The sequence below is a fragment of the Sphingomonas sp. genome (assembly GCF_032114135.1).
In the GTDB taxonomy this organism is placed as follows: Bacteria; Pseudomonadota; Alphaproteobacteria; order Sphingomonadales; family Sphingomonadaceae; genus Sphingomonas.
The window spans coordinates 568,220-582,267 of the sequence record NZ_DAMCTA010000002.1; the positions used below are offsets into that span (position 1 = coordinate 568,220).

The 14,048-nt window shown below is 66.3% G+C and carries 9 protein-coding genes; 4 read left to right on the forward strand and 5 right to left on the reverse strand.

All coding sequences use genetic code 11. From position 1 onward, the window contains the following. Positions 1 to 130: 130 nt before the first annotated feature. The 4 genes from RT655_RS14675 (at position 131) to RT655_RS14690 (ending at position 7,694) form a co-directional block, all read left to right on the forward strand. Positions 131 to 1,984 (forward strand): hypothetical protein, encoded by a 1,854-nt coding sequence (locus RT655_RS14675; protein WP_313538087.1) that lies wholly within the window; start codon positions 131 to 133, stop codon positions 1,982 to 1,984. A 220-nt stretch (positions 1,985 to 2,204) separates the two neighbouring features. Continuing rightward, positions 2,205 to 4,556 carry a TonB-dependent receptor domain-containing protein gene (locus RT655_RS14680; RefSeq protein ID WP_313538089.1) on the forward strand — a complete coding sequence of 784 codons (2,352 nt, stop codon included), beginning with the start codon at positions 2,205 to 2,207 and terminating at the stop codon, positions 4,554 to 4,556. Further along, positions 4,553 to 5,056: a TonB-dependent receptor gene (locus tag RT655_RS14685; RefSeq protein WP_313538091.1), complete on the forward strand. Its 504-nt coding sequence runs from the start codon at positions 4,553 to 4,555 to the stop codon at positions 5,054 to 5,056. The genes RT655_RS14680 and RT655_RS14685 overlap by 4 nt, the downstream gene beginning before the upstream one ends. A gap of 424 nt (positions 5,057 to 5,480) precedes the next feature. Further along, positions 5,481 to 7,694, forward strand: coding sequence for a hypothetical protein (locus tag RT655_RS14690; RefSeq protein WP_313538093.1), 2,214 nt, complete (start codon positions 5,481 to 5,483; stop codon positions 7,692 to 7,694). 341 nt (positions 7,695 to 8,035) lie between these two features. On the opposite strand, the gene RT655_RS14695 is transcribed toward RT655_RS14690, so the two are convergent. From RT655_RS14695 to RT655_RS14715, 5 genes are all read right to left on the reverse strand, one after another. After that, positions 8,036 to 9,049 carry an inorganic phosphate transporter gene (locus RT655_RS14695; RefSeq protein WP_313538095.1) on the reverse strand — a complete coding sequence of 338 codons (1,014 nt, stop codon included), beginning with the start codon at positions 9,047 to 9,049 and terminating at the stop codon, positions 8,036 to 8,038. A 6-nt stretch (positions 9,050 to 9,055) separates the two neighbouring features. Beyond that, on the reverse strand, positions 9,056 to 10,156 hold the full coding sequence (locus tag RT655_RS14700) for a DUF47 family protein (RefSeq protein ID WP_313538097.1): 1,101 nt from the start codon (positions 10,154 to 10,156) through the stop codon (positions 9,056 to 9,058). 112 nt (positions 10,157 to 10,268) lie between these two features. Next, complete coding sequence (locus tag RT655_RS14705) at positions 10,269 to 10,829, reverse strand: hypothetical protein (RefSeq protein ID WP_313538099.1); 561 nt, start codon at positions 10,827 to 10,829, stop codon at positions 10,269 to 10,271. Between the two features lie 23 nt (positions 10,830 to 10,852). After that, on the reverse strand, positions 10,853 to 11,209 hold the full coding sequence (locus tag RT655_RS14710) for a hypothetical protein (RefSeq protein WP_313538101.1): 357 nt from the start codon (positions 11,207 to 11,209) through the stop codon (positions 10,853 to 10,855). 51 nt (positions 11,210 to 11,260) lie between these two features. Further along, positions 11,261 to 13,903 carry a TonB-dependent receptor gene (locus tag RT655_RS14715; protein WP_313538103.1) on the reverse strand — a complete coding sequence of 881 codons (2,643 nt, stop codon included), beginning with the start codon at positions 13,901 to 13,903 and terminating at the stop codon, positions 11,261 to 11,263. Between the last annotated feature and the right edge of the window lie 145 nt (positions 13,904 to 14,048).

Below are 14,048 nucleotides of genomic sequence, written 5' to 3' on the forward strand. Positions count from 1 at the left end.
GCCTAGTGGACTGCGGGCGAGGGATGTACACGAGGACAATGTGCGCTCCCTGACCTACATCTTCTGTTCTATCGTATAGCCCTTGAGTCGGGTCTCACCTTTCAAGCTGGCACCCGCTATGATAGGCTTCGTGGCGATCGAATTGCCGGGAGGCAGCTTGGTGGGGGCAGGGGGCAAATTTCGACTGCTGGATGCGCTGCCTGGCCAGCTTCCAGCCTTGCGGCAAGGGGTGCCGGTTTCGATCCGTACGTTGTGGCTGTCGCTATTGCTGATGGTAGCCGCCATTCAGCTCGCGGGGCTCGGTTATGTGCTGATCGACACGTACCGCATCAATCCCGCGCTCCGCGCGCTCGGGTTCGAGTTCAATTTCGACGAGGCGGGGCTTCCTGCCTTGACGGTCCTGCGGTCCGACATCGCAGCAGCCGGCGTCGGCGAGGGGGACCGAATTGTCGCGGTTGCGGGAAGGCGCCTGCCGCCCTCGGCAAGCACCTTCACGGTCGGTCGCGCGATACTCGCAGCGCCGGGCACCGTGGTCGCGCTCGTCGTTCGCAAGAAGGATGGTCGTGAAATCGAAGTCCGCGCCAGCCGCTCCTCGCACGCGCACTTGGCTCGCGCGCCGAACCCGATCCCAGTGGATGTGCGGATTTGTGTGAGGCTCTTCTTCACCCTGCTCTGTTCGGCCTCCCTGCTTGGATCCAGCTGTCTGCTGCTTTACCGGCGCCCTCGCGACCCTGAGGCGCTGCTGCTCGGCCTAGGATTTCTGACGATAGCGGCATGTGTCGACCCGCCGCTCCTGATGTGGATGTCGCTCGGCGTCGGCTGGGTGATCGACGTGCTGACAGGCATATGGTGGGCCATGCTCGTCGTGGCGATTGCGGCGTTTCCCAACGGCCAGTTCACGCCGCCTTGGCTCCGCTGGTCGATGATCGTGGCGCCCGTGCTGGGCGTCGTCCTGATGAACGATCGATTGGATCAAGCCCTGGCGCTGTCGTTGGGGTTGGGAGTTCCCCTGCTGCTGATCGCAGCGCAGATAATCCGCTATCGCAGGCTTGAACCCGGATTGGAACGTCAGCAGATCAAATGGGCAGCGCTGGGCTTTGCCACAGCCTTTGCGCTGGTCGGCGCCGCGCTGATCATGTCCTTGGCGCCGTACGATCATTGGTCGACCTGGGCGGGGAGCATGTGGTTGATCGGCACCGTGTGCCTTTTCAACTTGGGCTTCGCGGTGATGCCACTGGGGCTGCTCATCGCGCTGATCCGCTACCGGCTGTGGAATGTCGATCAGGTTCTATCCAATTCGGTAGCATATACCGTGGTGGCGGGCGCCATCGTGCTGCTTTGGTCGCTCCTGTCCGATGTCGCGAAGCAAGTGGTGGCATCGTTGCTGGGGCCGGAGAACGCGACCCTGGGCCTCGCTGTAGGTGCGGTCGTGGCGACCAGCGTGTTCGTGCCGACGCAGCGCGTGGTGCTCAAATGGTCCAAGCAGCGCTTCGATCGGTCCAGCATCGAGCTTGAAGAGCTTCCCGCGCGGCTCGGGCTATGGGCCCATCGCTGCAATCGGTCGGAAATCGCCGCTCGAACGCTCGATATCGTGATGGGTGCGCTGCACGCGTCTGGTGGCGCTCTCCTCGCGCGAACGCCAACCGGCCATGCGCTGCTGGCCAAGCGTGGCGCACGGGTCGACGAATTGGTGCCGTCCTCGCTGTCTTACAGTTCGGACACCGTCCGGCACATCGGAGGCCATGTGCTCCACCTGGCAGACGAGGAGGGTTTGGCAGGCTGGATGATCTTGCTCCCGCGCGACGATGATTCACCTTTTCCGCGGTCGCAGTTGAAATCACTTTCGGCGGCCGCTGCCTCGATCGCCAACGCCCTCCGCAGCGCCGAACCTGAAGCATTACCCGAGGCCGCGCCCCGCCATATGCTCGACGAGTTGCGGGAGCGGCTGGAAAAGCTGGAGCGCAGCCGCCCAAAAACCGTGTGATTGGCAGCAGGGACTGCGCCGGGTGAGCCCCGTCCGCCCTCGCGACGGAGGTCCGCACCCGGGATGGACTGTGGCAGGCGTGTCCCCACGGCAACACAATTTCAATCTTTAACCGAATTGCGCAATCTCCCCCTTGCCAAGCCCGTCCCATGCGTCAGCTTTGTTGCAAACAAACACCGAGAGGGTGCGCAGCGGAACGGCTTGGATCGAGGGGAACCACATGCACGTATCGTACCGACGACCCACCTGCAGTCTCGCCGTGCTGGCGCTCGCCATGGGGATGGCAGCGGCGCCCGCCTATGCCCAGGACGACACCACCGGTGCCGCCGCCACGGCGCCCCAGGACGACATCGTCGTCACCGGCTCGCGCATCCGTCGCAGCCCGCTCGATCAGGACAAGCCGGTCGTCACCGTCGGCCAGGAGGAGATTGCGCGCACCGGCCTCACCGCGATCGCCGATGTGCTCCAGCGGCTGCCAAGTGCTGCGGGCGGGCTCAACACCAAGGTCAACAATGCCGGCAATGTCGGCGGGCCGCCGGACGGGACCGGGGTCAGCTCGGGCTCGGCCGAGGTCGATCTGCGCTATCTCGCCGCCAAGCGCACGCTGATCCTCGTCGACGGGCTGCGCTTCGTCAACGGCTCGGCGGCGGGCGGCATTCCCGCCTCGGTCGACCTCAACACGCTGCCGGTCAATGTGATCGAGCGCGTCGAGGTGCTGCAGTCGGGCGCGTCGCCGCTCTATGGCTCGGACGCGGTCGCCGGCGTGATCAACATCATCACCAAGCAGCAGCAGGAGGGGCTGCGCGCCTCGGCGCAGTACGGCGTCTATCGCCAGGGGGACGGCGATACCCAGCAGTACGAGGCGAGCTACGGCATCCAGTCGCGCGATACCGGCACCTCGCTGGTGTTCGGCGCGAGCTATGTGAAGCAGGGCGGCGTCTCGACCGGCGACCGCGCCATCTCGCAATTCCCCAATCCGGGGCAGACCGCGTGCACCGATCCGATCGGCGGGTGCAGCGGCACGCCGCCCAATGGCCGCTATGCGGTGCTGGGGCAGACGCTGGCGCTGCGCGCGCCGGTCGCCGGGCGGCCGAGCTATCCGGCGGACTTCAAGCCGTTCACCGCGGCGGACCGCTATAATTTCGCGCCGCTCAACTATCTGCTGACCCCGTCCGAGCGCTATGGCGGCTTCGTCAACTTCAAGCAGGCGCTGACCGACAGCATCAACATGCGGGTCAAGCTGCTGTACAACCACCGCTATTCGCGGACCCAGGCGGCCTATCTGCCGCTCAACATCGGGCCGGACGCGGGCAACGGCAATCTGCTCGACACCATCTCGGTGGACGTGACCAACCCGTATAATCCGTTCGGGGTGACGCTTTCCTCGGGGGCGGACGGCGGCGCGGCCAATTACTCGTTCATCGCGCGGCGCATGGTCGAGGCCGGGCAGCGCGTGTTCACCCAGAATGTCGACACCATGTCGGCGACGCTGACCTTCGACGGGTCGTTCGATGTCGGCGGGCGCAAATGGTATTGGGACGTCAACGGGGTGTACGGCGTCAACGATGCCAAGCAGGTGTTCACCGGCAACCTCAACGCGGCGCGGCTGGCACAGGCGCTGGGGCCGGTGGGGGCGTGCACCGGCGCGTGCGTGCCGTTCAACCTGTTCGGCGGGCTCGGCTCGATCACCCCGGCGATGCTGGGCTATGTCGCGTTCGACGAGCGCGACCGCAGCAGCCAGAAGATGTGGGACACCACCGCCAATCTGTCGGGCTCACTGTTCGATCTGCCGGCGGGGCCGGTGGGCGTGGCGATCGGCTATGAGCATCGCGACCAGTTCGCCAGCTATGATCCCGATGCGGTGATCGTCGCGGGGCTGGGGGCGGACGTGCCGACCAGCCCCGCGCGCGGCGGGTTCAACGTCGACGAGGTCTATGGTGAGCTGCGGGTGCCGCTGTTGTCGAACGTGCCGTTCTTCCACAAGCTCGAGCTGGACGGCGCGGTGCGGCACTCCAACTATTCGTCGTTCGGCAGCAACACCACCTTCACCGCCTCGGGGCTGTGGAAGCCGGTCGCCGACCTGCTGCTGCGCGGCGGCTATGCCGAGAGCCTGCGCGCGCCGAGCATCGGCGAGCTCTATGCCGGGCTGTCGCGCTTCGATGCGTCGATCGACGATCCGTGCACCAGCGCGGCGGGGGGATCGTTCACCAGCAACGCGACGGTGCGCGCGAACTGCATCGCCAACGGCGTGCCGGCGAACGGCAGCTACAACGAGCCGACCGGCGGGCAGCTGGGCGTGTTCTCGCAGGGCAATACCGCGCTCAAGCCCGAGACGGCGAAGACCTGGACCGCGGGCGGGGTCTATAGCCCCGAATGGGCGCGCGGCTGGTCGAGCGCGTTCAGCCTCGAGGTCAATTACTACAACATCAAGCTCGACAACGCGATCGACTCGGTGCCCGCGACGCTGACGCTGCGGGCTGCGCGTTCAACGCCGATCCGGTCAGCTGCGCGGCGATCCGGCGGACGAGCAGCGGGACGATCGCGGGGATCAGCGGGCGGCTGCTCAACTTGAACGGCATCCGCACCGACGGGCTGGACGGCACGCTGACCTTCCGCACCCACAAGATCGGCGAGGGCACGATCGGGCTCAACGCCAACGCCGCCTATCTGCTGCGCTACGACGTGGTGCCGCCGGCGGACCTCGGCGCGCCGGCGCTGCGCTATGCCGGTACCGAGCGCGGCAGCCCCGACCAGGCCTATCCGCGCTTCAAGGGCAATGCGACGCTCGACTGGTCGAGCCCCGCTTACGGCATCTCCTTCACCGCGCGCTATATCAGCGGGGTCGACGAGCGCGACGACGTGCACCGGTTGGGCGCGGTGTTCTACGGCGATATCCAGGCCTATTTCTCGCCGGCCTGGATGAACCATCGCGCGCGGGTGACGCTGGGCGTCAACAACCTGTTCGATCGCGATCCGCCCGCCTGCTACACCTGCCAGAGCGCCAATTTCGACCCGACAACCTACGACCTGCCGGGCCAGTTCGGCTATCTGCGCCTGTCCTTCGGCTTCTGAGGAGGGGGAGGGGCCGGGCGCGATCCCGGCCCCTTTTTCGTGTCTACGGTCGACCCCGCCCCGCCGCGGCAGCAGCGGCCAGCGCCCCTGAAAATGTTCCAGATCGGTTCATCGTTCTTGACATCGTGACGATGTTCAGGTACAAAACAAGAACGCTCCCGAATCGCGCCCACTTCCGGGCAGATCGCAGACTGGCTCTCGCAGGGAGCCCGGCAGCGTAAATCCCGGGCCGTGTTACCTTCGCGCGCCCGGAAAAGCCTAGATCGACGGAATGTACAGCCGTGGCCCCTGTCGGGCCCGCGCACGGCTGTTTGCGACCATATCGTTTGAACGACCTAAACGGGGCGAACCAACCTGGTTCGATCCGCCCATTTTCGTGCGTAGTGTAAAGGATCAACTAGTGATAAATCTGTCTGTACAAAATGTGACGACGGACGCCGGGTTCGTCGGCGGCACCATCGCGCTGCAACGTCAGCTCGGCGCGACGTCGACATTCTCGCTCCTGCAGGGCTCCGACGCAGCGGTGGCGCTCGGCAGCGACAGCCTCACGCTGTCGTCCGCGCTCGCCATCGGCGAGACGGCCACCGCGCTGGTGGCCGAAACCGACGGCAGCGGCGCCAGCTTCCGCCAGATCGCCTATGCGCTCAACATCACCGGCGCAGTCTCATCGACCGATATCTACCACCTCGTCATGGTCCGCGGCGCCCATACCAAACGTAACGCGGGCGCGGTCAACATGGGCAAGCTGCTGTTCGCACGCGGCTTTATCGACACGCCCTTCACGACGGACGCGACGCAGTTCACGCCGCGCACCGGAACGCCCGCCCATTTCGGCTTGCCGACCAACGGCGCATCGCCGTCGCCCAATGGCAGCGTGCAGCAACTGGGTGCGACCGACTATGTCTACGACTTCACCGCGAGCGGGGGCGGCCGCACCGTCAGCGGCACGCTCACGATCAAGCCCGATCTGGGGCGGTCGCTGCCGGCCTATACCTTCGATCGCGGCGCGCGCACGCTGCCGGCCGAGACCTTCACCGCCAAGTGCTTCTCCGTATCGAGCGCGACGGAATTGCAGGCGCTGAACGCGGCGGAGTCGGCGGGAGCCACGGTTCTGCTCAGCCTGGGTTGCGATCCCAGCTTCCAGATTTTCCCGGGATACAATGATCACTATCTCGCGACGCCCTGTCTCATCCAGTCCGAAGATCTGAAGCGGCAGACGACGATCGGGCGGATCACGGCCAACCACAGCGCAGGCTATTATCACGACAGCCTCATCGTGCGGGCATCGCTTACCGATCTTCAGACCTGGTACGGCAGCACCGCTACCGCGATCATCAGCATCCTGGGCAGCAACGATAGGCTCCGCATTTCGCGGTGCACGATCGGTGCGCCTGCAGGCACGGCCAACACCGATCTGCCCGCATGCACCTATGCGCCGGGCGGCTCGATCGACGTGTTCGAAAACACGTTCGACCGCATCAGCGGAAACGCGATCCGCAGCTGCACCAATTCGTCGTTCGTCCGGAACACGGTCATCCGGTGGAACGCGGACTCGCTGTTTCTGGGCAATGCCAACAGCGTCGTCATCGACGGCCTGATTGTCGAAGGCAACTGGATGGGCGAATGCGTTCTCGCCAACTTCATCGTCCATCCCGACAGCGGGCAGTTCGGCACGACGCTGAATCCGCCCGTGATCGTCCGCGGCTACTACAAGATGCTGGACAACACGACCTGGGGCGGTGCTTCGGACATGTCGTTCAACGGGCCGCATTACACGGGCAATGGCACCTATGGTGTCACCACGCCGATCTTCGAGTGCACGCCCGAAGTATCCGGTAACTTCCACGGCTCGCTGACGCTCTACGGCATCGGCTGTGCGGACAATGCCACCTACCAGGCGGGCGGCGTGCTCTACGCCAACACCAGCGTGCGCCAGTTGACCGGCGTCACCGGCGACGCCCGGCTCGGCAAGGGCTCGGGTGCGCAGGGCTTCGACAGCTTCGCCGACGACGGCGTGACGCCCGGACCGTTCCAGCAGCGCTTCCCGGGAGGCGTCGATTACAAGCCCGGCGCGAACGTCACCATCGCCTTCACCTATTGTGACGGCAGGCCGTTCGGCGGCGGGGCGGACTTTTCGCAGTCCTACGCGAAGCAGAAGCCGCAGGCCCGCGCAAACCCGGTCGGGCTGACGCCGGCGCAGATCAACGACAATTCGGCGTTCTTCGACGATCCCAACCGGGTCGTGCCGGACTGGTCGATCTACACCGCCGCGCAGCAGTCCGAGATCCTGCGTGCGATGTATGCGACCAAGGCAGGCGGTCCGCTGGACAAGGGCGACGGCCGGGTGATCGGCACCTGGTGCGTCCGTCGCAACGGCGCGCCGGCCAAGCGCAACCAGTACGGCACCGCCACGCTTGCCGCATCAGCGGCAGCTGGTCAGGTGACTGCGACGCTGTCGCGGGTGCTGGGCGTCGACATGATCTGCGACGTGGTGCGAAACGGCGCCGCCACCGGTGTGGCGATCACCATTCCGGCGGGGCAGGTTTCTGCCAGCGCTGCGGCGACGTTCGTGGCGGGGGACACCCTCCTCCTCAAGAACGACTGCGGCCTGCTCAATCCGTCGGTAACCGCCGCCTGATCGTCGGGTAAGCGCGCGTAGGTCGTGCGTGCCGCGCCGTCCGTTCAGCGTTTGCTAGACGCACGGGCGGTTCGGCACGACGGCTGTCGGCCGGCGAGGATGCAAACCTGCATTCTTGCCGGCTCGCCGCGCATCCCCGACCATCGTGTCCGGTGGCCCGAACCCCGCGAACCGACGGCGTTGCGGAGCGCCTGGGGACGTCGAACCGGATACCGGCGCCGCCGCCGCTGCGCCGTAGGATGCCGGGATAGAAGTTGACCATGTCGCGCCGGATCGGGCGGCGCTCTGGTACACTGTATCGATGGGCGGGCGGGGCGAATCCCAACCCGGCCTTAAGCCCCTCAGAACAGCCGGGTCAGCGTGTAGAACAGCGCGCCCACCGCCGCCGAGGCGGGAATGGTGATCACCCAGGCGATAACGACGTTGCTTGCGACCCCCCAGCGCACCGCCGAGGCGCGCCTGGCCGTCCCCGCGCCGATGATCGCGCCGGTGATGGTGTGCGTGGTCGAAACCGGAATGCCCAGCCACGACGCGCCGAACAGGATGATCGATCCGCCCATCGAGGCGCTGAACCCCTGGTGTTGCGACAGCTTGGTGATCCGCGAGCCCATCGTCTCGATGATCTTCCAGCCGCCGCTCAGCGTGCCCAGCGCGATCGCGACATAGCAGCTGATCGCCACCCAGTGCGGCACCTCGAACGCGCCGTGGAGATAGCCGGTCGAATAGAGCAGCACGGTGATGATGCCCATCGTCTTCTGCGCATCGTTGAGGCCGTGGCTCAGCGAATAGGCGCCCGAGGAGATCAGGTGCAGCACCCGGAAGCTGCGCTCCGCCCGGCTCGCGGTCGCGCGGCGGAACAGCCAGCTGGTCAGCAGCATGATCGCCATCGCCAGGATCATGCCCAGGGTGGGCGAGAGCACGATGGCGATCAGCGTCTTGTTGAGCCCGGTCCACTGGATGCCCTCGAACCCGGCATGCGCCACGCCCGCGCCCACCATGCCGCCGACCAGCGCATGGCTCGACGAGGAGGGGATGCCCTTCATCCAGGTGACGACGTTCCAGAACATCGCGCCGACCAGCGCGCCGAACACCACGGCGGGAGTCACCAGATTCTGGTCGATCAGCCCCTTGCCGATCGTTTCCGCCACCTTGTGCATGCTGGGGAAGGCGATGGTGACGAAATAGGCGGCGAAGTTGAAGAAGGCCGCGAAGGCGACCGCATGGACCGGCTTGAGCAGCCGCGTGGCGACCACCGTGGCGATCGCGTTCGCCGCATCGTGCAGGCCGTTGAGGAAATCGAACGCCAGCGCGACCAGGATCAACCCGATGAGCAGCGGCAGGGCAAGTTCGTGCATGATGGATCAGGCGTGATCGATGACGAGGCCGTCGATCTCGTTCGCGACATCCTCGAACGCGTCGACGATCCGCTCGAGATGCTTGTACAGCTCGCGCATCACCGCGAACTGCAGCGGGTCCTGCGGGCCCAGTTCCTTGTAGGCGCGCTTGAGGCCGGCGGCATGGATGTCGTCGGCATGGCTTTCCATGCGGACGAGGCGCTCGGTCAGCTCGTGCAGCCGAGCGCCGTTCTTGGCGACGTCGCGCAGCAGCGGCATCGCCTCCACCGTGAGGCGGGCCGCATCGACGACGATGCCGGCCATGTCCTTCATCTCGGGCTCGAAATGGCGGATCTCGTAGAGGTCGATCGCGCGCACCGTCGCCTGCATCTCGTCGATCGCATCGTCCATCGATCCGATCAGCGCGGTGATCGCGCCGCGATCGAACGGCGTGAGGAAGGTGACGCGCACCGTCTGGAGCACCTGGCGGGTGATCTCGTCGGCGTCATGCTCGCGCTCGATCACTTCGCGGATATGGTCGGGCCCGCCGTCCTGCAGCAGCCGCGCCAGCGCATCGGCGCCGGCGACCACCGTGGCGGCATGCGCCTCGAACATCTCAAAGAAATTGCCCGATTTGGGCAACAGGCGTTGGAACCACGCGAACATGCGATTGACCTTTGATGTTTGGATGACGGTGCCGAGCACCCCCATGCGCCGGGTTGCGGCGCGAAATTCCTCGGGCCCGAACGAGCGGATCAGCTCGCGCAGGTCGGGCTCGTCGACGGCATTGGCGGCATCGGCCAGATCGAACCAGCGGCGCTGGCGCTGGCCCTGTTCCTTCCAGCTATCGAGCTCGCGGGTGACCGAGAAGGGAAACACCTCTACATCGGCCATCACCGAGGCGCCGTTGCCGCGCGTCTTGCGATAGCGATAGGCGCCGAGCGGGGTGGGGCAGATCACGCCCTGCACGCCCGCTTCCTCCTCGGCCTCCAGCACCGCGGCGGCGTGCGCGCTGATGCCGGTGCCAGGATTGCCCTTGGGAATCACCCAGCGCCCGGTCCCCCGCGAGGTGACCAGCAGCACCTGGGTGGAGGCATCGGGCCCCGAACCGAGGGTACGATAGGGCAAGGCGGCGATCTGGCGAATGGCGAGTGGCTCCAGGGGTAGGGGAGCGCGCGGTGTTACAAGCTTGGCCGGCGATGGCAAGCGGGGAGGGGGATAGGGTATGTCGGACGATGCATCAGCCGATGCGTTCGGCGAGTACCATCCGCTTGTCGAACCATTCGAACGCCATCCGGCGGCCCATCGGCAGCACCAGCCCGAACCATTTGCCGCTGGCGTCGCTCGGCACCGCCCAATGGCCTTCGTCGCAGCCGAGATGCCGGGCCTTGCCGGCGTCACCGGCAACGCTCCACGCCTTCAATGCCGCGGCCAGCGTTGTCCGCGCGGCAGTCGGCCGCGGGGCGGCGGCGGGGCTCAGATAGGGACCGGTGCAGACGTCGCTATGGTCGAACTGGCCATTGTCCGGCCCCTCCCAGCGGATCGCGCCCGAGGCGTCGCTGTTGCCGGTGACGGTCAAGCGCGATCCGACCATGCCCATCTCGTCCTCGAGCGGATCCTGGTTGCCCGGATTGTACACCTTGATCACGCGCCATGTGCCGACGATCTGGCAGGGACTCTCCGGGGCACCGGGATCGCAGTCCGCGGCGACCGTCAGCGGGGATCGCGCGGGCGCGGGTGCCCGGCGTTCGCCGTCGCCGTGCGCCGCGAGCACCAGCAGGGGAGCGAAGACGAGACGCATGCGAAGTCCTTATTGGCTTGCGTTTACCAGCACATAGCCAAAGGACGACGGTCGGCCAAGGCTGGCCAGCAGCGCATTGACGTCGCTGGGCCGCTGCCGAATTGCGCGACGACTTTGGACAGCGTGCCGCCGGCCTGGACCGTGTAGTCCGGCGGCGGCACCAGCCGGTCGAGCGGCAAGCTGCCCGCCATCAGCCGATCGAGGGGATGTGTGCCGGTGTCCTGCGTCGGCAGCGGCGGCGCGCTGCCCGACCCGGGGTTGCCGGTGCTTGCAACATGCTCGGACCTCCGCTTCCAGCCTGCGGAAGACCTCCGAGACAATGCCTTGCGCGGCGGCCCCATCGACGATTCGATTAGGTCAGAGGGCTTGGCGGCAAACAAAAGGGCCGGGATCGCTCCCGGCCCTTTCGCTTTTCGCCGATGGCGCGCCGATCAGAACTCGGCGCGCACCCCGAACAGGAAGGTGCGGCCGTAATAGTTGATCTCGCCGAAGCGGTTGGGATCGTCGTTATAGGTGTAGAGCTTGGCGCCGGAGAGGTTGATCGCCTCGACGCTCAGCTGCACGTTGGGCAGCAGCTTGTAGCTGATGCTGCCGTCCAGCGTGCCGAACGGCGCGGTGTAGCTCGGCGCCTGGGTGGTGCTGCCGGTGCCCGAAAGGTACCGGTCGCGCCACACATAGGAAAGGCGCGTCGCCAGCGGGCCCTTCTCGTAGAAGCCGACGATGTTGAAGCTGTTCTTCGACAGGCCGATCAGCTGGTCGACGATCGGCCGCGCGCCCGCGGTGTAGTTGGCCTTGACCGAGGTGTGGGTGTAGCTCGCCTGCATGCCGAGGCCGTCGAACGGCGCGGGCAGGAAGGTGAAGACCTGGTTGTAGCCGGCCTCGACCCCGTACACCTTGGCCTTGCCGCCGTTGACCTGGGTGGAGAGCAGCACCGTGCCGCGGCCCGGGATGTCGATATTGACGTTCTGCGCGGTGATGTAATCGTCCATCTTCTTGTAGAACACCGCGCCGGTGAGCGCGCCGCGCGGGTTGAAATACCATTCCAGCGCACCGTCGAACTGGGTGGCGAGGAAGGGGAGGAGCTGCGGATTGCCGCCGCTCGCGGTCGGCGCGTCGGTCGACAGGGTGATGCGCGGCGCGCTGTCGGTGACGTTGGGCCGCGTGAGTACCCGGCTCGCGGCGAAGCGGGCGACCAGCGTGCTGGTGAGCTCGGCCTTGAGGTTGAAGCTCGGCAGCCAGTCGTTGAAGGTCTTGGGGAAGGCGGCGGGCGTGATCACGCTGCCGGTACGCAGGAAGCCGGCCGCGTTCTGATCGGTATGGACGTAGCGGATGCCGACATTGCCGAGGATGTCCACGCCGCCGAGCGACGTGCCGTAATCGAGCCGCGCATAGGCCGATGCGGTCTTCTCGGTGGTCTTGAACGAGGCGGCCTGGTCGCTGGGGGTCAGCGGCGCGTTGGCGACGGCGCTGGTGAACAGCGCATTGTAATAGGCCGAGGTCACCGGCGCGAGCCAGGTGCGCGGCAGGTTGCCGGAGACGTTCTTGAGGAAGTCGTCATAGGGCAGCGGCTCGGACGCGCCCGCGCCGAGCGTGGCGAGCGGGGTGTTGGGCGCCGGGTTGACCAGGAAGTCGCGGCGCCAATAGTCGCGCTTGCGCCAGTGATATTCGGCACCCACCGCGATCTTGCGGAGGAAGCCGCCGACGTCATAGGCGCCGTCCAATCGCGCGAACTTGTCCCAGTCCTTGCTGTTCTTCGGCGCGATGTTGAAGGTGTAGAGCTGGTAGTTGGCCGGGTTGTTGGCATCGACCGTGGTGGTGATCGTCGGCAGCACCTTGTAACCGCCCGAGGCATCGTAGGTGAGCGGGGCGAAGAACATCGCGCGGCTGCGCACCGTGCCCTCGGCATTGCTCGGGTGGAAGCTGTGCGCCGACGACCAGTTGAGGTTCGCGGTCACGTGGACGCGGTCGTGGTTCCAGCTCTGCTTGAGGCCGATGGTCAGCAGGTCGTGGCGGTTGAGGCTGTATTCGCGGCTGGCCATGAAGCGCACGTCGTTGATCGTCGCGCCCACCACGGTGTTGCCCTGGAGCTTGACCGAGCTCGGCACGATCACCGGCGTGTGGCCGGCGACGCTGGTGTCGTCGGGATAGATGTCGAGGCCGAACTCGTCATAGGCGACGTCGAGCCGGGTCGCGAGCACGTCGAGCGTGGTCTCGAGCTCCGGCGTCGGGCGCCACTGCGCAGACACCAGGCCCGAGATGCGCTTGCGATCCTCAGTCTCGATCGTCGGGCGGGTGCGGGTGGGGGTGTAGAGGCCGGACTGCAGGCCGCCCTGGGCGGGCTTCACGAACTTGTCGAGGTTCCAGCCGAAATTGATGAAGCGGTCGTTGCGGACCGACTTGCCCCAGTATTGCGCGCCGACCAGGATGCCGAAGCTGTCGCCAAAGGTGTGGCTGCCGATCAGTGTGGCATTGGGCTTCACCTTCTCGGTCTGCGAGGTGTAGGTGCCGCGCAGGTTGGCGGTGACCTTGTTGCCGACGTCGAACGGACGGAAGGTGCGCACGTCGATATTGCCGCCCAGCGCGCCCTCGGTCATGTCCGAGGTCGGGGTCTTCACCACGTCGATGTTCGCGACGAACTCGGCGGGCAGCATCTCGAAGCGGAACTGGCGGCCATTGGCGCCGCCATTCTCGATCAGGTCGTTGAGCGCGACCGGGCGGCCATTGAGCAGCGTGCTTTGGAACTGGGGACCGAGGCCGCGGACGCTGACGTACAGGCCCTCGCCGCGCGGCCGCGTGATCGCGACTCCGGTGACGAGCTGGAGCGCTTCGGCGACGTTCTGCGCGGGGAACTTGCCGATGTCGGTCGAGCTGATCGAATCCAGGCCATATTCGGCGCGGCGCTTCGCCTCGGTCGCGGCGGCGAGGCTGCGCGCATAGCTGCCGTTGACGACGATCTCGTCGGCGCCGGACGTGTCGTCCTGCGGCGGGGTCGTCTGGGCATAGGCTGGGGCAAGCGTCGCCAGTGTGAGGGCGAGCGCCGAGGACGCGCGAAGCAGCGCGGAGGTCGGTTGCATGACTGGATTCTCCCTGGACCCTTATTGGTCTTGTGGGAGTGCACCTACCGGTATTTGAAAACGCAACGGTGTCGCTTCCTTTGCAGAAGCGTGAAATCGCGGGCCCTTTTCGTTACGGTAGCATTGCAGCCGTGTCAGCCGCGTC